At 51.0% G+C, this 20,031-nt stretch carries 18 protein-coding genes; 10 read left to right on the forward strand and 8 right to left on the reverse strand.

What is annotated here, in order from left to right:
• Nucleotides 1-32: 32 nt before the first annotated feature.
• The 3 genes from AR688_RS16960 (at nucleotide 33) to argA (ending at nucleotide 5,329) form a co-directional block, all read left to right on the forward strand.
• The gene (locus AR688_RS16960; RefSeq protein WP_068236776.1) at nucleotides 33-2,381 is read left to right on the forward strand and encodes a glycosyl hydrolase family 18 protein; all 2,349 of its coding nucleotides are present in this window, start codon (nucleotides 33-35) and stop codon (nucleotides 2,379-2,381) included.
• 180 nt (nucleotides 2,382-2,561) lie between these two features.
• Entirely contained in the window at nucleotides 2,562-3,776 is a 1,215-nt protein-coding gene (locus AR688_RS16965; protein WP_068236779.1) for a lytic polysaccharide monooxygenase, read from the forward strand.
• A 233-nt stretch (nucleotides 3,777-4,009) separates the two neighbouring features.
• Nucleotides 4,010-5,329 (forward strand): amino-acid N-acetyltransferase, encoded by a 1,320-nt coding sequence (gene argA / locus AR688_RS16970; RefSeq protein ID WP_068236781.1) that lies wholly within the window; start codon nucleotides 4,010-4,012, stop codon nucleotides 5,327-5,329.
• Here argA and AR688_RS16975 read toward each other — a convergent pair whose 3' ends face one another.
• The 3 genes from AR688_RS16975 to AR688_RS16985 form a co-directional block, all read right to left on the reverse strand.
• Entirely contained in the window at nucleotides 5,330-6,400 is a 1,071-nt protein-coding gene (locus AR688_RS16975; protein ID WP_068236784.1) for a glycerol-3-phosphate dehydrogenase/oxidase, read from the reverse strand.
• A 12-nt stretch (nucleotides 6,401-6,412) separates the two neighbouring features.
• The gene (proB, locus tag AR688_RS16980) at nucleotides 6,413-7,519 is read right to left on the reverse strand and encodes a glutamate 5-kinase (RefSeq protein WP_068236787.1); all 1,107 of its coding nucleotides are present in this window, start codon (nucleotides 7,517-7,519) and stop codon (nucleotides 6,413-6,415) included.
• Between the two features lie 61 nt (nucleotides 7,520-7,580).
• Nucleotides 7,581-8,099, reverse strand: a complete 519-nt coding sequence (locus AR688_RS16985) for a DUF4124 domain-containing protein (RefSeq protein WP_068236790.1) — start codon at nucleotides 8,097-8,099, stop codon at nucleotides 7,581-7,583.
• 200 nt (nucleotides 8,100-8,299) lie between these two features.
• Between AR688_RS16985 and AR688_RS16990 the strand changes: the two genes are divergently transcribed.
• Complete coding sequence (locus tag AR688_RS16990) at nucleotides 8,300-8,938, forward strand: OmpA family protein (protein WP_068236793.1); 639 nt, start codon at nucleotides 8,300-8,302, stop codon at nucleotides 8,936-8,938.
• A 57-nt stretch (nucleotides 8,939-8,995) separates the two neighbouring features.
• On the opposite strand, the gene fkpA is transcribed toward AR688_RS16990, so the two are convergent.
• Entirely contained in the window at nucleotides 8,996-9,736 is a 741-nt protein-coding gene (gene fkpA, locus AR688_RS16995; protein WP_068236796.1) for an FKBP-type peptidyl-prolyl cis-trans isomerase, read from the reverse strand.
• Between the two features lie 105 nt (nucleotides 9,737-9,841).
• Here fkpA and AR688_RS17000 point away from each other — a divergent pair, with 105 nt between their 5' ends.
• Nucleotides 9,842-10,822, forward strand: coding sequence for a WD40 repeat domain-containing protein (locus tag AR688_RS17000; RefSeq protein WP_068236799.1), 981 nt, complete (start codon nucleotides 9,842-9,844; stop codon nucleotides 10,820-10,822).
• Complete coding sequence (locus AR688_RS17005) at nucleotides 10,809-11,036, forward strand: SlyX family protein (RefSeq protein ID WP_068236801.1); 228 nt, start codon at nucleotides 10,809-10,811, stop codon at nucleotides 11,034-11,036. Before AR688_RS17000 ends, AR688_RS17005 begins: the two co-directional genes overlap by 14 nt.
• A 155-nt stretch (nucleotides 11,037-11,191) precedes the next feature.
• Here the strand turns inward: AR688_RS17005 and AR688_RS17010 are convergent, their stop codons facing one another.
• On the reverse strand, nucleotides 11,192-11,398 hold the full coding sequence (locus AR688_RS17010) for a YheV family putative zinc ribbon protein (RefSeq protein WP_068236804.1): 207 nt from the start codon (nucleotides 11,396-11,398) through the stop codon (nucleotides 11,192-11,194).
• Between the two features lie 103 nt (nucleotides 11,399-11,501).
• Here AR688_RS17010 and AR688_RS17015 point away from each other — a divergent pair, with 103 nt between their 5' ends.
• From AR688_RS17015 to AR688_RS20265, 3 genes are read left to right on the forward strand one after another with little or no spacing between them, the layout of a single operon-like run.
• Nucleotides 11,502-13,409 carry an ATP-binding cassette domain-containing protein gene (locus tag AR688_RS17015; protein ID WP_068236807.1) on the forward strand — a complete coding sequence of 636 codons (1,908 nt, stop codon included), beginning with the start codon at nucleotides 11,502-11,504 and terminating at the stop codon, nucleotides 13,407-13,409.
• Nucleotides 13,410-13,423: 14 nt separating this feature from the next.
• On the forward strand, nucleotides 13,424-13,924 hold the full coding sequence (locus AR688_RS17020) for a TIGR02444 family protein (RefSeq protein WP_068237287.1): 501 nt from the start codon (nucleotides 13,424-13,426) through the stop codon (nucleotides 13,922-13,924).
• Nucleotides 13,925-13,958: 34 nt separating this feature from the next.
• Nucleotides 13,959-14,141 (forward strand): DUF3149 domain-containing protein, encoded by a 183-nt coding sequence (locus AR688_RS20265; RefSeq protein ID WP_231732125.1) that lies wholly within the window; start codon nucleotides 13,959-13,961, stop codon nucleotides 14,139-14,141.
• A gap of 10 nt (nucleotides 14,142-14,151) precedes the next feature.
• On the opposite strand, the gene fdxA is transcribed toward AR688_RS20265, so the two are convergent.
• Entirely contained in the window at nucleotides 14,152-14,478 is a 327-nt protein-coding gene (gene fdxA, locus AR688_RS17025) for a ferredoxin FdxA (RefSeq protein ID WP_068236810.1), read from the reverse strand.
• 304 nt (nucleotides 14,479-14,782) lie between these two features.
• Here fdxA and AR688_RS17030 point away from each other — a divergent pair, with 304 nt between their 5' ends.
• Nucleotides 14,783-16,384 carry an NAD(P)/FAD-dependent oxidoreductase gene (locus AR688_RS17030; protein WP_068236813.1) on the forward strand — a complete coding sequence of 534 codons (1,602 nt, stop codon included), beginning with the start codon at nucleotides 14,783-14,785 and terminating at the stop codon, nucleotides 16,382-16,384.
• Nucleotides 16,385-16,395: 11 nt separating this feature from the next.
• Here the strand turns inward: AR688_RS17030 and AR688_RS17035 are convergent, their stop codons facing one another.
• Nucleotides 16,396-17,793, reverse strand: coding sequence for a sensor domain-containing protein (locus AR688_RS17035; RefSeq protein ID WP_068236816.1), 1,398 nt, complete (start codon nucleotides 17,791-17,793; stop codon nucleotides 16,396-16,398).
• 139 nt (nucleotides 17,794-17,932) lie between these two features.
• Nucleotides 17,933-19,951, reverse strand: coding sequence for an amidohydrolase family protein (locus AR688_RS17040; protein WP_068236819.1), 2,019 nt, complete (start codon nucleotides 19,949-19,951; stop codon nucleotides 17,933-17,935).
• Between the last annotated feature and the right edge of the window lie 80 nt (nucleotides 19,952-20,031).

Raw genomic sequence — 20,031 nt, forward strand, 5'->3', positions numbered from 1 at the left:
GCTTCCCAGCGGCATTTTCCGGGAATACCACTATGAAACAATCTATTTTACTGTCGCTGCTGGCACTGGTTAGCACAGCGGCATTTTCACAGCAAACTGATCATAACAACTGCCGGCCCGATGGCCTGTACCAAACCCCCGGTATTAACGTACCCTACTGCACGGTGTACGACACTGAAGGCCGCGAAATAATCAGCCCGGATCATCCGCGGCGCATTATTGGTTACTTCACCAGCTGGCGCCATGGCAAAAACGGTCAGCCAGCGTATTTAGCCGCGGATATTCCGTGGGATAAAATTACCCATATCAACTACGCCTTTGCCCATGTAAATGGCGCTAACCAGATTTCAGTAGGTAATACGGGTTCGCCTGATAATGCATCAACCGGTATGGAATGGCCCGGCATGGCCGGCGCTGAGCTGGACCCTAACCTGCCTTATAAAGGTCACTTTAACCTGCTGCAAAAATACAAACAGCAACACCCGCACGTAAAAACGCTGATTTCAGTCGGCGGCTGGGCCGAAAGCGGTGGCTATTTTGACGACGACGGCGAGCGCATTGCCAGTGGTGGTTTTTATACCATGACCACCAACAGCGATTTAAGCATTAACACTCAGGGCATTAATACCTTTGCCGACTCGGCCGTGGCCTTTATCCGTCAATATGGTTTTGATGGCGTGGATATTGACTACGAATACCCCACCAGCATGAATGATGCCGGCAACCCGGACGACTTTGCGCTGGCTAACAGCCTGCGTGGCGGCCTGATGCGCTCTTATATCGAGCTGATGAAAGTGCTGCGGCAAAAACTGGATGCCGCCGGTGCTGCCGACGGTAAGCATTATCTGCTTACCATCGCTTCCCCCTCGTCCGGCTATCTGCTGCGCGGTATGGAAGCCTTTCAGGTAACCCAGTATCTGGACTACGTTAACATTATGACCTACGACCTGCACGGTGCCTGGAACCAGTTTGTTGGCCACAATGCGGCACTGTTTGACACCGGCCAGGACGCCGAGCTGGTAGCGTGGAATTACTACAACACCAGCCAGTACCAGCAAATTGGCTACCTGAATACCGACTGGGCGTACCGGTATTTTCGCGGCACCATGCCTGCAGGTCGTATTAATATTGGCATTCCGTACTACAGCCGCGGCTGGAAAGATGTACAGGGTGGCAGCTTTGGTTTATGGGGCACAGCAGCGTTACCAAACCAGAGCCAGTGCCCGCCCGGCACTGGTGGCAGCACGGTAAGCAAATGCGGTAACGGTGCAGTGGGCATCGATAACCTGTGGCACGATAAAAATACCCAGGGCAGTGAGATGCCAGCAGGTTCAAATCCGCTTTGGCATACCATGAACCTGGCCGAAGGTATCAGCGCCAGCTACTTCAGCCTGTATGATCTTGACCCAGGCAACCCAGAGCATCAGCTGACCGGCAGCTACAGCCGCCACTATGATGCCACTGCCGCAGGTCCCTGGTTATGGAATGCACAAAAACAGGTGTTTTTATCGGTAGAAACCGAGCAAAGCATCAGCACCAAAGCGCAGTATGTGATCGACAACGGCATTGGCGGCGTGATGTTTTGGGAGCTGGCCGGCGACTACGACTGGGACGCAGCTAAAGGCGAGTACTTTATTGGTAACACGCTGACATCGCTGTTTTATAACAGCTTTAAAAATGCCAGCCCTTATGGCGCAGTAAAAGCCGAACGCGTTATGCCAACCCAGGCGGTAGATGTGCGCTTAAGCATCAGTGATTTTAAACTCGGCGATCAAAACTTCCCTATCAACCCCAAGCTTACGCTGACTAACCACAGCAACAGCACTATTCCCGGCAGCAGCAGTTTCAGCTTTGACGTTCCCACGGCAATACCCGATACCATCAGCGATCAAAGCGGTTTTGGTTTAACGGTAGTGGAAAGCGGCCGAAATGCCAGCGGCAACAATATCGGCGGCCTGCAAAATAACCTGCACCGGGTCGCGTTTAATCTGCCGGCTTATTTAAGCGTAGCCCACGGTGAAAGCGTTACCGTTACGCTGAATTATCAGCTGCCAATGCCGATGCCGTCTAACTGGATCCTTAGTGCCAATGGCAACAGCTATGCCTTTGCCGAAGAGTATCCGCAGTTGCCGGTTGTTAGCATCGGCAATGGCGATGGCCCCGGTGACGGAGATGGCGACGGTAATGGCGAGAGTTGTGGCGGTATTACCGCCACTATTCACCCGTACCCGGCCTGGCCGCAACCCGACTGGGCCGGTAACCCAAGCCATGCCGTTAATGGTGATTACCTGTCGTATCAGGGCGACGTGTACAAAGCCAACTGGTGGACAAACTCAGTGCCCGGTAGTGATGGCAGCTGGAGTTTTATCTGTAATTTGTAAGCTGTTACCAAGCGCAAAACGGTGAGTAGCAGACTTACCGCTTTTCCTTGCGAGGGTCGATGCCTTATCAGGGCGCCACAGAGTGTCTGAGTCCGCACGCCAGTGCGGGCGAGTTGCTGTGGCGAGCCTGAGAAGGTCTTCGACCCGGAGCGCCAAGCCTTATAACCAAGAGAAATCACTATGCAACCCAAACACTTACTCCCTACACTACTAACAACAAGCCTGCTATTTACCAGCCTGCAGGCCAGCAGCCATGGCTATGTAGACTACCCCAAAGCCCGGCAGCAAATTTGTAAAGACGACGGCGGTTACTGGTGGCCGGCAGATGGCAGCGGCATACCTAATTCTGCCTGTCGCGCCGCTTACCAACAATCGGGCGGTTATATGCTAACGCAGCACCATGAGTTTTCGGCCAACGTTGCCGATTACCGCAATATGGCAGCAGTGCAGGCAGTCGTCAGCGATGGTAGCCTGTGCGCCGGCGGTGACAGCCGCAAAAGTGGGATGGATATTCCCTCAACCGACTGGCAACGCACCAGTATTAACCTGACGCAAAGCAATGAGATCACGCTGCGTTTTCGCGCCACCACGCCACACAACCCCAGCTACTGGCAAATCTACCTGAGTAAACCCGGTTTCGACAGCGCCAGCGAAACACTCAGCTGGAACCAGCTACAGCTGATACACCAGCAAAACGACGTAAACGCCGAGGCCGGTTACTATAACCTTAATGTGCAGCTACCAGCAGATCGCAGCGGCCCGGCGGTGCTTTACACCCGCTGGCAGCGGGTGGATGTGGTCGGCGAAGGCTTTTATAACTGCTCAGATATCGAATTGGTAAATGGCAGCAGCGACCCCCCACCAGCACTATGGTTTGATAAAGGCGCTTATGTAAACCTGCAAACGTCGGCAGAAGTAGGCGGTTATGCTCAGCTACGGCTGTTTGATGCCAACGGGCAAGAGCTGATAGACGAAAGCTGGCAGATCACCCACGCCAATATCGGCAATGCACTCTGGGCCACTGAACTGGCAACACAGATAAACACCCAGTACAGTAATCTGCTGCAAATTGGGGTGTTAAACGACGATAATGTGGTATTTAGCAGCGATCTGGCAACTAACAGTGCCTATGTGCGGGAGAATAGCACCTTCTATAACCTTGACCTGCGCCCGGCAGACAGCGGCGGCAGTAACCCACCGGGTAACTGCCCGGGTTATGACCTGAGTAGCGTAAACACCTATCCTGACTGGCCGCAAAGCAACATTCAGGGCCAACCCGGACACGCTGCCGGTGGTGATCAACTGATCCACCAAAACGCGCTGTACCAAGCCAACTGGTGGACACAATCCATTCCCGGCAGTGATAGCAGTTGGACACAATTATGTAGCTGGTAGCCACTTACTCAGTGGCAAATAACAACACAGGCCGCATTGCGGCCTGTTAGTCCGGCACTTACTTTTGCTGGAGCGCACAATAAATCAGCATAAATATGCTCAAAAAGTAGATATACACCCACTAATCACCTAAAATGCCGGTTCTGTCGCAGTTGCAGTTGGCATTTTGTCATCTTGCTGCCATCTTTAAGCCTTACACCTGTGTTGTCTTTTCAGAAGGAAGCCCCAAGCCCGTGCGCACTACTGAACTTGTTTCCGGTTTTCGTCAGTCTGCCCCTTATGTTAATGCTCACCGCGGTAAAACCTTTGTGGTAATGCTCGGTGGTGAAGCTATTAGCCAAAGCGGTTTTCGCAGCATTATTAACGACATCGCCCTGCTAAACAGCCTGGGCATTAAAATTGTGCTGGTGTATGGCGCCAGGCCTCAAATTAATACGGCATTGCAGCAAGCCGGTTTAGAGCCTACTTACCATAACCGCGTGCGGGTAACAGATGACGACTCGTTTAAACTGATTAAGCAAGTGGCCGGTGCGCTGCAACTGGATATAACGGCCCGGCTGTCGATGAGTTTAAGCAATACCCCGATGCAAGGCGCGCAAATTAACGTGGTAAGCGGTAACTTTGTTATTGCCCAACCATTGGGGGTAGACGAAGGCATAGATTATCACCACAGCGGCCGTGTGCGGCGCATTGATGCGGCCGGTATTCGCCGCCAGCTGGATAACAACGGCATAGTGCTGATGGGGCCGATAGCGGCCTCGGTTACCGGTGAAAGCTTTAACCTTACCGCCGAAGATATTGCTACCCAGGTCGCGGTAAAACTGAAAGCCGACAAAATGATTGGCTTTAGTGAAATTGGCGGTATTGTTGGCGAAAATGGCGAAATAACAGCAGAGTTAATGCCAAACTACGCCGAAAAAATTATGCTGGAGATGGAGCAGCAACCCAATGCCTGCCCCGGTACACTGGCGTTTTTGCATGCCGCTATTACTGCCTGCCGCTCCGGTGTGCCACGCTGCCACTTAGTTAGCTACGATGAAGATGGCGCCCTGCTGCAGGAGCTGTTCTCGCGTGATGGTATCGGTACACAAATTGTGACCGAATCGGCAGAAAAACTGCGCGCAGCCACTATTTCAGATATCGGCGGTATTCTGGATTTGATCCGGCCGCTGGAACAGCAAGGCCTGCTGGTGCGCCGCTCTCGTGAACAACTGGAGATGGAAATAAACCAGTTTACCTTAATTGAACGCGATGGCTTAGTGATTGGCTGTGCGGCACTGTATCCGTTTCCGGAAGAAAATGTCGGCGAATTTGCCTGCCTGGCAGTGCACCCGGATTACCGCGATGCAGACCGGGGCAGCCTGCTGCTAAAAAGCATTATCCAGCAAGCGCGGCAGCGTAAATACGACAAACTATTTGCCCTGACCACCCGCAGCATTCACTGGTTTTTAGAACAAGGCTTTGAACTGTTAACGGTAGATGATTTACCGGCACAAAAAAAGCAGCTATATAACTACCAGCGCCGCTCTAAAATTCTGGCGATTACGCTGTAATCAGCCCAGCTGTTGTATCTGCGCGGCTACCTGCTGACCCAGGGCCCGCGCAGTAGTCCATTTACCACCCGACACTGTTAACAACTGGCCCTGCCAGTTAAGCTGATATTCGCGACTGGCTTTGCTGGCATTAGCCGTGCCGCCAAGCAAAGGCCGCACACCGGCAAAATCTGCCAGCACTGCATCGTGCTGGCGCGCCGGTAAAAAGTAGTGGTTGTATACACCAAGCAGGTAATCACGCTCGGCATCTGAGCACACTATGGGCTCATCCAACTGCTGGCGCACTTCGGTGGTGCCGAGCAAGGTTTTGCCCTGATACGGCAACACAAACACAATCCGCGCTTCACCCGGCACTTCCAGCATATGGCCGTAACGGCTGATTGGCGGCAGCAATAAATGGCTGCCGCGTACTAAATCCAGCGGTTGCTGCGGCAAGTCCGATTGCTGCAACAGCTGCTGGCTCCAGGGCCCGGCCACGTTTACTACACGATCAAACTGCTGCCAGCCGCTGCTAAGCAACACCTTGCCATCCGTTGTTACCTGCTGCACCGGGCTATGCTCAAAAATGTGCACTCCGGCTTTGGTACATTGCTGCGCCATCCACAGGCCAAGTTTTTTATCGTCCATCTGGCCATCAAAAAACAGGTAAGCCCCGGTTAAACCTTCGCTGTTTAGCTGTGGCGAACAGCGCAGTGCCTGCGCAGCCGTTAACCAGCGATGGCGGCCAATACCTTTTCTGCCGGCAAAAGTATCATACAGCCACAGGCCTATTTTTAATTGCCAGCGAGCGCGGCGCGAGGTGTTGTACAGCGGATACAAAATGGGCAGGCGACGGGTTAACTGCGGCGCTTTTTTTAACCACCAGCGCCGTTCTTGCAAAGCCTCGCGCACCAGCCGGAATTCACCCTGCTCTAAATAGCGCAGCCCGCCATGCAGCAGCTTGGAAGAGGCCTGGCTGGTAGCTTGCATCAGGCCGTCACGCTCAAACAGGCTAACATCATGCCCGGCCAGCGCCAGTTGCCAGCCGCTGCTTAAGCCATTAATACCTCCGCCAACTACTGCTATTTTCATCCGGTATCTGCCTTAGTTTGTCAGTGCAATATCATCGCGGTGTACCACTTCCTCGCTGGGGCAAAACCCCAGTGTGTCAGCAATTTGCTGGCTGTGTAAGCCTTTAATTAACTGTAGTTCAGTTGCGCTGTACTGGCAGATGCCTTTTGCCAGTTGCTTGCCGCCGCTGTCACATAACCAGATAGCATCGCCTTTATCAAACTGGCCAGTTACCGCGGTAACGCCCTTTGCCAGCAAAGAAGCGCCTTTATGCAACAGTGCCTGTACTGCACCGCTGTCCAGCACAATGCTGCCATGGCTTTTCAGGCTGTGCAGCAGCCAGTGTTTTTTCGCGCTAAGCCGGTCTTGCTGGCGTACAAATAAAGTACCGGCCTGCTCACCTTTGAGTAAAGCGTCAAAACTTTCGGCTTTCTGACCGTTAATAATCAGCGTATCTACGCCCAGCCGGGTGGCTTTTTCTGCCGCCTGAATTTTGGTTAGCATACCGCCGGTACCAATGGCGTGGTGGCTGCCGCCAGCCATAGCATAAATGCTGGCATCAACCCGCTCTACCCGGGGGATAAAGCGCGCGTCTGGCGTGGTTCTGGGATTAGCGCTGTAAAGGCCGTCGATATCCGAGCAGATAATCAGTACATCAGCATCAACCAGTACCGCTACCATTGCCGCCAGGTTGTCGTTGTCACCCACTTTAAGCTCCGCCGTGGCAACACTGTCGTTTTCATTCACAACCGGCAATACCTGGTTCGCCAGCAAGGTACGCAGTGTATTGTCGATATTAAGATACCGGCGCCGGTCGGCCAGATCATCATGTGTCAGCAAAATCTGCGCGCAGCGAAAATCAAATAAATGGCTCCAGGTGGCCATCATCTGGGTTTGGCCTACGGCGGCCATAGCTTGTTTAATATTGATAGGTAACGGATGGTGTGAAAAAGCGATGGCCGAACGCCCGGCGGCGACACTGCCGGAAGACACCAGCACTACTTCAACGCCTAGCTGACGGCATTCGCTGATAAAGCGGGCAATAGCGAGTAAATAACGGGTTGAACACCCTTTGGCATCGGGGGAGATCAGCGCACTGCCAACCTTGATCACAATGCGCCGCCAGGCTGAATTTAACATAGACACACCTTCACGCTGCTGTATTGCCAGCAGCTTAAAGTTTGGGCGTCTATATGTCTATTTAATTTTGAGAGAGGGCTACTTTTACGTCACAGTTGCCGGGCGACAAATGGGTAAAGCCGCCATAAGCAGCAATAACCAGTTGCTCGTCAGTAAGTTTTCTTACCTGCCAGCTAACCTGGCCACTACCGAAAGCTGGGTGATCAATAACAAAAGAGCCAGGGGTCTGGCGAATAGCGTATTTAAAGGTGTCTTGCCGCTGGCCCTGGCTGATATGCTGCACCATCTGGCGCTCGCTGAAAATCCAGGTTTTACGCATGGCGCTGTCCAGCGTAACAGTACCATCAGCCACAACAGAAGTGCCTATTTCGCACCAACTGCCAGAAATTAACTGATTAATATCCACGGCCTGTTGTTCACCAAAGCGGATATCTACTTTTACTTCGTCACCACCACGGCAAGGCTCGCCCTGAAATATCACGTCACCATTAGCTGCCGTACATTTATACACTTCAGCACTGATATAAGGCGCAACCAGCAGGCTGACCAGCGGTAAATATAACCGTATCATTATTGTCATTATTCAATCCCTTAGCGCACACTGGCAAACTGCGTGCAGACAAAATCCTGCTTACAATACTGAAAAAACTACCGAAAGTGAATCATGCTTACATAAATATACAAAATAGCAACAAAAGCTTTTTCTTAGTTCCGTTATAGTTCAGCCCGAATTCAGCTGTCAGCACTATGCTAAACAGAATAATTTATCGGGAGTTTCTTATGCGCCGTTCAGCTTTATTAGTATCTTTATTATCTGCCAGCCTGGTGATGGCAGGTTGTGCCACCAACGGATATTCTAACACTGCCAAGGGTGCAGCTATAGGTGGTGTGGTTGGTGCTGTTGCAGGTAAAGCCACCGGTAACCATAAAGACAAACGTCTGGTTATCGGCGCTGCCATTGGCGCCTTAACCGGTGCCGCTGTAGGCAGCTATATGGACAATCAGGAAAAAGCACTTAATGAAGAGTTAAGCGGCAGTGGCGTAAAAGTGGTGCGCGATGGCGACAAATTACGCCTGGATATTCCGGCTCAGCTAACATTTGATATTAACCGTTCAGACATCCGTTCTAGCCTGTACCCGGTATTTAATGATATTGCCAAGGTACTGCGTGATTATGAAAAAACCATGTTGGTTATTGCCGGCCACACTGATGATACCGGAGCCTATCAATATAATATGACACTATCGCAGGCGCGCGCTGACAGTGTTAAGCAGTATCTTACAGCACAGAATGTACAGGCCATTCGGATTGAAACTCAGGGTTATGGCCCAAGTTACCCAATAGTGCCAAACACTTCTGAAGCCAACCGCACGCTAAACCGCCGGGTAGAAATTCATATTGAACCTGTAGTGGAATAACCACCACAGCAAAACAAAAAAAGCGGCCTTGGCCGCTTTTTTTATTGTTGCAACAAATTATTGCTCTGTTGTTTCTGCCGCTGCAATTTCTAATAACTCTACTTCAAACACCAGTACGCTGTTTGGCTTAATTACGCCCATATCGCGCTCGCCGTAGGCCAGCTCTGCTGGAATAGTAAACTTAAACTTAGAACCTACGTTCATCAGCTGTACGCCTTCTGTCCAGCCAGGAATAACGCGGTTTAACGGGAACTGTGCCGGTTCGCCACGATCCAGTGAACTGTCAAACTTGGTGCCGTCAGTTAAGGTGCCCACATAATGTACTTTCACGGTATCAGTTGCAGCTGGCTTGGCGCCGTCTGCCGCTTGCAGCACTTCATACTGTAAGCCTGATTCAGTTACCGTTACGCCTTCTTTCTTGGCGTTTTCTTCTAAGTAAGTTTTACCGGCAGCAATGGCCTGCGCAGCTTCAGCTTCCACTACCGCAGCTTGTTTTTCACGGAACTGTTCTTCCAGTGCGGTCATCATGGTTTGCACTTCTTCTTCAGTCAGTGCGGTTTTATCAGCAATAGCGTCTTGTACACCACGTAAAATTAATGCGCTGTCCAGCGACAGGCCCATTTTGCTGTATTCGTCCAGCGTGCTGTCCAGGTAACGGCCAACAGACACACCTAAGCTATAAGATTGTTTCGCTTCGTCAGTATCCAGCGCAGCTGGCTTTTGCTCTGCTTCTTTCTGACAGGCTGCAAGAGTAATAACAGCCACTGCGACCAGTGACATTTTGGTAACTAAGCGCATTCGGTTCTCCAAGATTTACGCAGCCAGGCTGCAAAAGTATGTTTTAATAGTGTCCAATGAACTGACCTATACTAACGGTTTGTGCGGATGAGGTTAACACCCGACATGAAATATCCTGTGTTTTTTCTGCTATTACTGCTTTGTGGCTGCGAAAAACTGACATCAACGCCACCGGTACAACAATTTCCGCATGTGGCTCAGGGTAGCTACGCCGCCGCTTTGTCAGATGATGGCCGCTACAGTGCTGTATCGTCAATTCAGGATGGCGTGGCATTGTGGGATTTGCAAACCAATGCGTTAAAATACCAGTGGAAGCATCAGGACAGCGCTGAAAATCTGGTGTTTAGCCTGGCAATAAGCCATAACAGCAGCCATGTGTTCACCGCAGATCAAAACACTTATGCGTTGTGGCAGCTTAGTAACGGCGAAAATGTCGGTTTTTGGCAGTTAGATGCCGCCACGGTGCGTGATGTTGCTGTGTCGGACAACGGCGAACATTTATTAATTGGTAAAAGTAATGGCGGTGTGCAGCATATTACGCTGGCATCGGGCCGGCGGCTGGAGTTTTTAGGCCATACCGAACGCATTAACAGTGTGGCCATGTCGCCCAATGGCCGTTATGCTTTAACAGGCGGTAACGACTACAAAGCACATTTATGGGATACACAAAGCGCACAAATTTTATATAGCTTTAGCCACCCCAGCCGGGTAACCAAGGTAGCGCTGGACCCGCAAGGCCGCTATGCCTTTACCGCCGACAGCCAGGATTTAGCCCAGATTTGGGATATTCAAACCGGCCAGTTAGTCAGCGCGTTAAAGTTTACCGCGCGCCAGCAAATATTCAGTGCCGTGCGCTTTAGCCGTGATGGTAAATATCTGGCCACCGGCGCCCCCACGCGCAAACTGGCATTATGGGATGTACAAAGCGGCCGCGAGTTACAGCAATGGCAGGTTGGCGTAAAACCAGACAGCCGCCCGCCCAGTGCGGTAGTACATGCGGTAGCCTTTTTAACAGACAATAAGCTGATAAGCGAAAGCTCCAGTGGCATAGCCGAAGTATGGGAGATAACAGATGACACCAAGTGAGCAGGAATTACAGCTGCATATTGTTGAGTTAGAGAGCAAGCTGGCGTTTCAGGAAGATACGGTAAACAGCTTAAGCAATGAATTGCTGGAACACCAAAAACGCATAGACCGGCTGGCGCAGCAGGTAATGCTGCTGGCCGAGAAACTACGCAACCTGCCGGACGATCAGGGTATATTGCGGCCGGAGGAAGAGCCACCACCGCCGCATTATTGATTAGAGCAAATAAATGTCGAATACATGATTGTTGCACAAGCAGCGCATTTCCCACGCTGACACGCCGTAAACCCATCCATGGGGGCTCGACTCAGGCATCCATGCCTTCAACGGTCAGCTTAGGGTAATCCGCTGCCTGTCAGATATGCTGCAGGTTATTCTGGCTTAAACACGCCAATAACCTGCTCGGCGGCGCGACTGGCTTTGGCTATCTGCGCTTCGGGCTGCACCATCTGGTGGCCGCATGCCACGCATTCGACTTTTTCTACGTTATTCTCAAAAAACAACATCAGCGTATCCATCGCTTTGCATTTCGGGCAGCTGGCACCGGCAATAAAACGTTTCTTTTTACGTGTTGTCATCTTGTATCTCATTTATCAGTGGCAGCAATTTTATCCGGCAAGCCTTGGTTTGTTGCGGTTATACGGGTAAATTAGCAACCCAATTCAGTACACAGGAAAAAACATGATCCAACTGCAACAGGTCGAATTGCGCCGCGGTATTCAGTGTTTGTTTCAGGGCGCCGATCTTACCGTATTTCCGGGGCAAAAGGTGGGAATTGTCGGTGCTAACGGCTGTGGTAAATCCAGCTTGTTTGCCTTACTGCAAAATAAACTGCACGCCGATGCCGGTAATGTCAGTATTCCGGCCAGCTGGCATATTTCTACCGTAGCTCAGGAGACACCGGCGCTGGACTGCAGCGCGATGGATTATGTACTGCAAGGCGACGAGCAGCTATTTCCGTTATTGTTAAAAGTGCGTACCGATTGCAGCGAAAGTGATTTGGCCGCAGTACACCTGCAAATTGAAGCGTTAGACGGCTACCGTGCTGAAGCCAAAGCCGGTATTTTGCTCGACGGGCTGGGCTTTAGCGGTGAAGCACAGCAGCATGCGGTAAAGTCATTCTCTGGTGGCTGGCGCATGCGGTTAAACCTGGCACGGGCGTTAATGCAACGCGCCGAACTATTATTACTGGATGAACCGACCAACCACCTCGATTTAGACGCTGTGTTGTGGCTGGAAAAATACCTGGCGAACTATCAGGGTACCTTGCTACTGATCAGCCACGACCGCGATTTTCTCGATGCCGTTACCGATAATATCGTGCATATCGAGCGCCAAACCCTGACAGTGTACAAAGGTAACTACAGCCAGTTCGAGCGCCAGCGCGCTGAGCAGTTATCGCAGCATCAGGCCAATTTTGACAAACAGCAGCGCCAGGTGGCGCATCTGCAAAAGTTTATTGACCGCTTTAAAGCCCAGGCTACCAAAGCGCGGCAGGCACAAAGCCGGATTAAAGCGCTGGAGCGGATGACCGTGTTAGCACCGGCGCATGTTGATTCGCCGTTCAGCTTTAGCTTTCGTGAACCCAAAGCGCTGCCCAATCCATTGTTAAAAATGGAAAACGTGCAGGCCGGTTATGCCGACAAAATTATTTTAAGCCAGATTAAATTCCAGCTACTGCCCGGCAGCCGCATTGGTTTACTTGGCCGCAACGGCGCCGGTAAATCTACCTTAATTAAACTGCTGTCTGGCGGCATGACACCGCAAAGCGGTGAAGTATGGTACGCCAATGGCGTAAGTTTGGGCTACTTTGCCCAGCATCAGCTGGAAACGCTGCGGCCGCAGGATTCCCCCTTGCAACATCTGGTACGGTTAGACCCGTTAGTACCCGAGCAAAAACTGCGCGACTTTTTAGGCGGTTTTGGCTTTCACGGCGATAAAGCGCTGGAAGCCTGCGCTCCGTTTTCCGGCGGCGAAAAAGCCCGTTTAGTGCTGGCACTTATAGTTTACCAGCGCCCCAACCTGTTGCTGCTGGATGAACCAACCAACCACCTTGATTTGGATATGCGTGAAGCCATAGTGATGGCGCTGCAGGAGTTTGAAGGCGCCATTGTTATCGTATCGCACGACCGGCATTTGCTTAGCAGTTGTACCGACGAGTTTTATTTAGTCGCTAATGGCCGGGTTGCGCCGTTTGACGGTGATTTAGCCGACTACTACCAATGGTTGCAACAAGACGCCCGGCAAACGGCTAATGCCGCTCAGGCCGACGCTGCTGTTAGCAGCAATGTGGTGCGTAAAGATCAAAAACGGCTGGAAGCCGAGCTGCGTAATTTACTGCGCCCGCTAAAGCAAAAAGTGGAAAAGCTGGAGCTACAGCAAGAAAAGCTCACTACTGAACTTGCTGCGATTGAGCAGAAAATGGCAGATCCTGATATTTACGACGCCAAGCGTAAAGCCGAGCTGACTGACTTACTGGCAAAACAAGCTGCGGCCAGCAGCAACTTAAGCAGCACAGAAGAAAACTGGTTTATGGCCCAGGACGAACTGGAGCAAAAAACCGCACAGTTCTGGCAGAACAATGCCTAACCGTGGCAGAAAAAATGTCTGAAGCCATCACAGCAGACAAATTCTGGCAGTTTAGCCTGCAGCTGTATCCGCAGGTTAAACCGCTGTGCCTGCAATGGCAGGACGAGCTTGGCGTAAATGTAAACCTGCTACTGTTGCTGTGCTATTTAGAGCAGCAGCAGCTTAGTTTAAGCGCTGCAGAGCTGCAGCAACTGGCAGCACAGCTAAACAACTTTAGCGCGCAGTTTACCAAGCCATTACGCACACTGCGCAAAAACACCGCTATAGCTGCGGTAACACCGGCACAACAGCAAACATTAAAGCAGGCATTGCTGCAGGCCGAGCTGGAACTGGAAAAGCTGGAACAACAGCTTCTGCTGCAACACTGCCCGCCGCTAAGCAAGAAAGCCACACCGTTGCTGGAGCTGTATTTAGCCCAGTTTAATACCGATAGCAACGCTGACAGCGATACTTTAGCCGCGCAAATACTTGATCTACGTCAAGCTTACCAACACTTATCCCAGCACGGCGGCTGATCTTTGATCTGCATCAGTTAAGCCGGGTATTGCTTTGCCTACACTTGAACTAACAACACAGCAAGAGGGTAAAGTTATGAACCTGTGGCAGGAATTTTTAAACGATCCGGTAATTTTTATCTCTTTTACCGGTTTAGCAATTGTGATCGGCTTATGTATTTTTTATGCCGTGTACTTTATGTATAAAGTCGGACATGAGCAGCCCGACGGCAAGTAGCGGCCAATAATTATTCTATTGCCAGATACTGCAGTTTGTCTGGTACGCCATTCCAGGCATCGGCATCGGTTGGCGCCGGTTTTACTTCGCGAATATTTGGCCACAGCGCGGCCAGTTCGGCATTTAGCTGAATAAAGCCGTACTGCTCTGCCGGCACCTTGTCTTGCTGCACTATGGCATTGGCCGGACACTCCGGCTCGCATAAGCCGCAATCAATGCAAATAACCGGATCGATGGCCAGAAAGTTGGGCCCTTCAAAAAAAGCATCCACCGGGCATACCGCAACGCAGTCGGTGTATTTGCATTTTATACAGTTATCCAGCACCACAAAGGCCATAGCGTATCGGTTCCTATTGTTTCAGGCTGGCGATCATACTGCAGCGCTGTAAAAAAACAACCTATCAGCTGCTATCGGGCACGAACCTGACAACTCACGCTAACACGCCGTGAACCCATCCCTGGGGGCTCGATTCGGCCATCCAGGCCTGCAACGGTTAGCTTAGAGTAGTCAGATTCTCGCTGAAAAGTCCGTCAGTTTTAAAACGAATACGGACATAACCCGAGGCTTGGCGTAAAATAGCCGTTATCTTGTGAGCTGCCCGCTTGTTGCTGTGCAGCAATGACACCGATTTGGAACCCCTATGCTGCGCCTGACCGAAATAAAACTGCCGTTAAACCATGACGAACATGCTATTAACGCTGCCATTCTTACCAAGTTAAACATAAAACCCGAACAACTGCTTAGCGTTAATGTGTTTAAACGCGGCTTTGATGCGCGCAAAAAAACCGATATCCAGCTTATTTACACCCTGGATATCGAAGTAGATAACGAAGCCGCGTTATTGAAAACCTTTGCCAAAGACCAGCATGTTAAACCTTCGCCGGACACCCGCTATAAATTTGTTGCCAAAGCGCCTGAGCAGGTAGCCGAGCGGCCGATTGTTATCGGCCTTGGCCCCTGCGGTTTATTTGCCGGCTTAGTACTGGCACAAATGGGCTTTAAGCCGATTATTTTAGAACGCGGCAAAGAAGTACGCGAACGTACCAAAGACACCTTTGGTTTTTGGCGTGGTAAAGAGTTAAACCCCGAGTCAAACGTGCAGTACGGTGAAGGCGGCGCCGGTACCTTTTCTGATGGCAAGCTGTACAGCCAGGTAAAAGACCCCAAGCATTACGGCCGCAAAGTTATGAGCGAATTTGTTGCCGCCGGTGCACCAGACGAAATTATGTATGTCAGTAAGCCGCATATCGGTACCTTTAAGCTGGTGGCAATGGTGGAAAAAATGCGCGCCACTATTATCGAACTGGGCGGTGAAATTCGCTTTAGCAGCCGGGTAGACGACTTACACATTGAAGATGGCCAGGTCACCGGTTTAACCCTGGCAACAGGCGAGCGCTTGCACAGCCACCATGTGGTGTTGGCAGTTGGCCACAGCGCTCGTGACACCTTTCATATGCTGTATGACAAAGGCGTATATGTTGAAGCCAAACCGTTTTCTATTGGTTTTCGCATTGAACACGAGCAATCCATGATCGACGAATGCCGCTTTGGCCCCAACGCCGGCAACCCTATTTTAGGTGCCGCCGATTATAAACTGGTGCATCACTGTAACAATGGCCGCACCGTATACAGCTTTTGTATGTGCCCGGGTGGCACTGTGGTAGCCGCCGCATCGGAACAAGGCCGCGTGGTAACCAACGGTATGAGCCAATATTCGCGCCACGAACGTAACGCTAACAGCGCCATAGTGGTGGGTATAGACCCGCAGCGTGATTACCCGGGCCACCCGTTGGCCGGCATTGCCTTGCAACGTCAATTAGAAGAGCAAGCCTTTAAACTTGGCGGTGAAAACTACCATGCGCCGGCGCAACTAATCGGTGATTTTTTAGCGGCTAAATCATCAGCCGAACTGGGCGAGGTAAAACCGTCTTACACGCCGGGCATAACGCTCACCGATTTGTCGCAAGTGTTGCCTGATTTTGCCATTGCCGCTATCCGCGAGGCCATACCGGCGTTTGATAAGCAAATTAAAGGCTTTGCTAAAGCCGATGGTTTACTTACCGGGGTAGAAACCCGTACCTCATCGCCTATTTGCATTAAACGCGGCGCAGATTACCAAAGCATTAATATCAAAGGCTTATATCCGGCAGGTGAAGGTGCCGGTTACGCCGGTGGTATTTTATCGGCCGGTATAGACGGCATTAAAGTAGCCGAAGCAGTAGCACTGGCGATGCTGGGCTAAAGCAGGCTTAATTAAACAGGCTCGCCAGGTGTTGTAACACGGTGTTTTACCACTGCAGCGCCGCTTAGCATTATTCTGTTGCCGCCGGCTTTTTTGGCCAGATACATGGCATTGTCGGCGCTACGCATTAATGCCTGCGCTTCATTGCTGTGCTGCGGATACAAGGCGATACCCACACTGGGCTGCACCTGCAGGGAATTGTTAGCTAAAACAAAAGGCTGGTTTAACGCCTGGCGGATTTTTTCTGCCAGCAGCAGGGCAAGATCTTCGCTATCTACCTGTTGTAGTAAGATAACAAATTCATCGCCACCAAAGCGTGCTACGGTGTCGCTGCTGCGCAGGCAGCTTAATATTCGCTGAGCGGTATGTTGCAGTAATTCGTCACCAATATGATGGCCGTAATTATCATTAATCTGTTTAAATTTATCTAAATCCAGATATAACAGCGCAAACTGGCTTTGTTCACGCCCGGCCGTCGTGAGCGCCAGCTGCAATCTGTCGTAAAACAGTTCACGGTTCGGCAATTGCGTTAACTGATCATACAGCGCATTGCGGTGCAGCCGATCCAGCATTTGTTTGCGCTCTATGGCCACTGCCACCTGCACTGAAACAAACTCGAGTAACTCCATTTCGCTATTACTGTACCGGGGCGCGTCAGCACTGTTTTGCACCATTAAGGCGCCCATAACAGCCGAGTGTGATTTTAGCGGCACACCAAGCCAGTTTATTGCAGCTCCGGCTACCAGTTTTTTTAACTTTGCTGGCAGTTCGGCCTGGTTATCGCCGGTAACTAATACCGTTTCAGACCGTCTTACTACCTCAGCACATAATGCCAGCACATCACATTCTGCATGCTCTGCTGTTTGCTGCGACACTGAAGTGTAAACAAAACCCAGCTGCCCGCTGCTAACATCGGGCAATACAATGGCAAAACAGCGCATTGGTATTAAAGCGGCAATAATTTGCTGGATGCTGCGATATAACGCGGGTAAATCGTCGCTGGCAAAGGCCGCTTCTGAAATAGCGTAAATTGCCGCCTGGCGTGCTTCAATTTGTTTGCTGCGGGTAATATCACGGGCTACTGCTACGCGGCGTTTATCGGTGTCTGACCAGCGGGCCGACCAGAGCAAATGCACTGTCTGGCCATCTTTGCGGATATAGCGGTTTTCAAAATCCACTTTCACCGCGCCGGCATTGATCTCTATAGCGGTTTGCAACGTGCGGGCTCTGTCATCGGGGTGTACCAGCTCAATCATCGGCCGCCCCAGCATTTCCTCTGGAGTGTAACCAAAAATACGTTCAGCACCGGCGCTGACAAATTCAAAACGGCCGTCTTTGTCCACTACGCAGATGGCATCCAGCAGTAAATCAATATATTGGCTTAGGGCTTTGTAACTGTCAGTATTCATAAAACTGCGAAACTACTACAACAGGAAATTTGTTAAACATTAGCATGAATCAACAAGGATATCTGGTGGTGCAGGCCGGTTTACATAAAATAAAGCTAATATTGCAAAAGCAACAGGGTGCGGCAGCACCCTGCATGAATTAAGGTTTAAACGCGACCGGGCTGGTAAAAGGTGTAACACCGAGCACCGGATAGAGTTCATCCGGTTTGTAGTAGTGCTTACCTTTAAATACCATAGCCACTTTGCGGATATCGGCCATATTGGTGCTGGGGTCGCCGTTTATCAGTAGTAAATCGGCATCTTTGCCCACGCTGATTGAGCCACTGTGATACGCCGCACCGACCAGCCGGGCAGGTTCATAACTGGCAATGCGCAGTACGTCCAGCGGCGGTATGCCAGCCTGAGCATATAGTTCCAGCTCGCGGTGTAGGGTAAAACCAGCAATATGATCGGTGCCGGGTATTATCGGCACGCCGGCGTCATACAGCTTTTTCACCATTTTCAGCATAGCGTCAGCCGATTGCTGATACACCGGTTGCAGCTCTGGCGCGACGTTCATCGATGCACCTTTTAACTGCCTGACTATGGCCGGCGGCAAATGATCGGCGATACTGGCAAATTCCGGGTCAATTTGTTTATTCTGCCCCAGTAACAAACTGCGAAAAGTGGCAACAGTTGGATCCACCACAATTTGTTTGTCGGCTAGCAACTTAATAAAGTCATTTACCGGTTTACTGGCTAAATCCAGGCTGCCGGCTTTTTCACCGAGCAGAGAAAAGCGCAGCTGGGTACGGGTGTCGACCTCAGTGCCAGCAAGAAAGTTTAAAAACAGCATATTGACATGCTGGATCTCATCAAAACCCTGCTCTACTGCCTGGCGTGCCGTCATAAAGGCCGGCACATGGCCGCTTAAGCGCATGCCGCGGCGGTGTGCATGTTCGGCAATCGGTTTTACCCAGGAGGGATCAATCGAGCTGTAGATCTTTATTTGCAGATAACCGTTGTCAGCAAACCAGTCTATTTTTTCATGCGCTTCCTGCAGTGAATTCACCGACAAACCAGCTGAATACTCACTTTGTTTATCGAAAAAACCGGCACGATATACCCGGCTGCCAATCAGCTGATCGCTGTTAAACAAGCCGGCAATTTCCATAATATTGTCATGGCTGTTGCCTACATCACGCACGCTGGTAACCCCGGCGGCAATATTCAGTAAGCCATCGTTTTTTGACAAGTGGCCATGCATATCCCACAGGCCGGGTATGATGGTTTTGCCGCGTGCATCCAGCACCTTTGCTCCAGCCGGCACCGTCAGACCACTGGCTATCGCCATTATTTTGCCGTCTTTTAGCAGTACATCAGTATTGCGCAGCACTTTGCGCTCAAGCACATCTATCACGCTACCGCCTTGCAGCAGCACCGTGCTGTAACTATGGCTCAGGTGCTTGGCAATATCGGCCAGATAGTCATTCTCGGCCTGCTTTTGTATTTTTGTCAGTTCAGCAAAGTTGTCCAGGCTAAAACCGTCGCGGATCACGCGCATAAAACCGCTGAAATCCTGAGCGAAATAATGGCCATCTTTGTCGAACCAGCCAAAGGATGGGTTAAACGACAGGCCACTGATAGCGTACAACGTTACCTCTTTGCTATTGCTGCCATTAGTTACCGTAACAGTTTTCAGCGCATCCAGCCTTGCCGTGCCGCCGGGAAATAAGTCTACCGAACGGGTTGGCGATGCCATTAATGCTTTCATCAGTACATGCCCGGCGGCACCGGCTTCATCGGCGGGCACGTAAAAACGTTGTTCGCCGGTTTGTAGCATGCCTTCGTCTTTATTACCGGCCCAACGTGCCACGCCGTCAACCAGGCTAAACTGCTCTGCTATCGGCGCACCAAAAGCGGAAGTGCCGCTGGCAGAAAAGGCTATCGGTACGCCTTTGGCATCAACCTGCAGTGTTTCGTTAACGGTAACTACCCTGTTGTTCCAGCTCATTTTAAGTGATGCGCTGTAGTTACCGTCCTCCTGCCGGGTAATAACCTGCTCACCGGCTTCACCTTTTTCTGAATACAGCTTGTTAACGACCTTGTGTTCCGCAGCCTCGGGCGACAGGCAATGCAGTAGTACGAGGCCCCAAAGCAACATAGAGCTAAGTTTCATGTCGTGTCCCTATCAGGAAATAAACTCAGAAACTATAGCAGCTCATTACACTAAAGCAGTGTCAGAGGGTTAAATTGTGG

The organism is Rheinheimera sp. EpRS3 (genome assembly GCF_001513785.1).
GTDB lineage: Bacteria > Pseudomonadota > Gammaproteobacteria > Enterobacterales > Alteromonadaceae > Alishewanella.

Excerpts from the sequence above, each read along its gene's own strand:
- AR688_RS16960 (WP_068236776.1), top strand. The coding sequence starts at position 33 with ATGAAACAATCTATTTTACTGTCGCTGCTGGCACTGGTTAGCACAGCG.
- AR688_RS16965 (WP_068236779.1), top strand. The coding sequence starts at position 2,562 with ATGCAACCCAAACACTTACTCCCTACACTACTAACAACAAGCCTGCTA.
- AR688_RS16975 (WP_068236784.1), bottom strand. The coding sequence starts at position 6,400 with ATGAAAATAGCAGTAGTTGGCGGAGGTATTAATGGCTTAAGCAGCGGC.
- proB (WP_068236787.1), bottom strand. The coding sequence starts at position 7,519 with ATGTTAAATTCAGCCTGGCGGCGCATTGTGATCAAGGTTGGCAGTGCG.
- AR688_RS16985 (WP_068236790.1), bottom strand. The coding sequence starts at position 8,099 with ATGACAATAATGATACGGTTATATTTACCGCTGGTCAGCCTGCTGGTT.
- AR688_RS16990 (WP_068236793.1), top strand. The coding sequence starts at position 8,300 with ATGCGCCGTTCAGCTTTATTAGTATCTTTATTATCTGCCAGCCTGGTG.
- fkpA (WP_068236796.1), bottom strand. The coding sequence starts at position 9,736 with ATGCGCTTAGTTACCAAAATGTCACTGGTCGCAGTGGCTGTTATTACT.
- AR688_RS17000 (WP_068236799.1), top strand. The coding sequence starts at position 9,842 with ATGAAATATCCTGTGTTTTTTCTGCTATTACTGCTTTGTGGCTGCGAA.
- AR688_RS17005 (WP_068236801.1), top strand. The coding sequence starts at position 10,809 with ATGACACCAAGTGAGCAGGAATTACAGCTGCATATTGTTGAGTTAGAG.
- AR688_RS17010 (WP_068236804.1), bottom strand. The coding sequence starts at position 11,398 with ATGACAACACGTAAAAAGAAACGTTTTATTGCCGGTGCCAGCTGCCCG.
- AR688_RS17015 (WP_068236807.1), top strand. The coding sequence starts at position 11,502 with ATGATCCAACTGCAACAGGTCGAATTGCGCCGCGGTATTCAGTGTTTG.
- AR688_RS17020 (WP_068237287.1), top strand. The coding sequence starts at position 13,424 with ATGTCTGAAGCCATCACAGCAGACAAATTCTGGCAGTTTAGCCTGCAG.
- fdxA (WP_068236810.1), bottom strand. The coding sequence starts at position 14,478 with ATGGCCTTTGTGGTGCTGGATAACTGTATAAAATGCAAATACACCGAC.
- AR688_RS17030 (WP_068236813.1), top strand. The coding sequence starts at position 14,783 with ATGCTGCGCCTGACCGAAATAAAACTGCCGTTAAACCATGACGAACAT.
- AR688_RS17035 (WP_068236816.1), bottom strand. The coding sequence starts at position 17,793 with ATGAATACTGACAGTTACAAAGCCCTAAGCCAATATATTGATTTACTG.
- AR688_RS17040 (WP_068236819.1), bottom strand. The coding sequence starts at position 19,951 with ATGAAACTTAGCTCTATGTTGCTTTGGGGCCTCGTACTACTGCATTGC.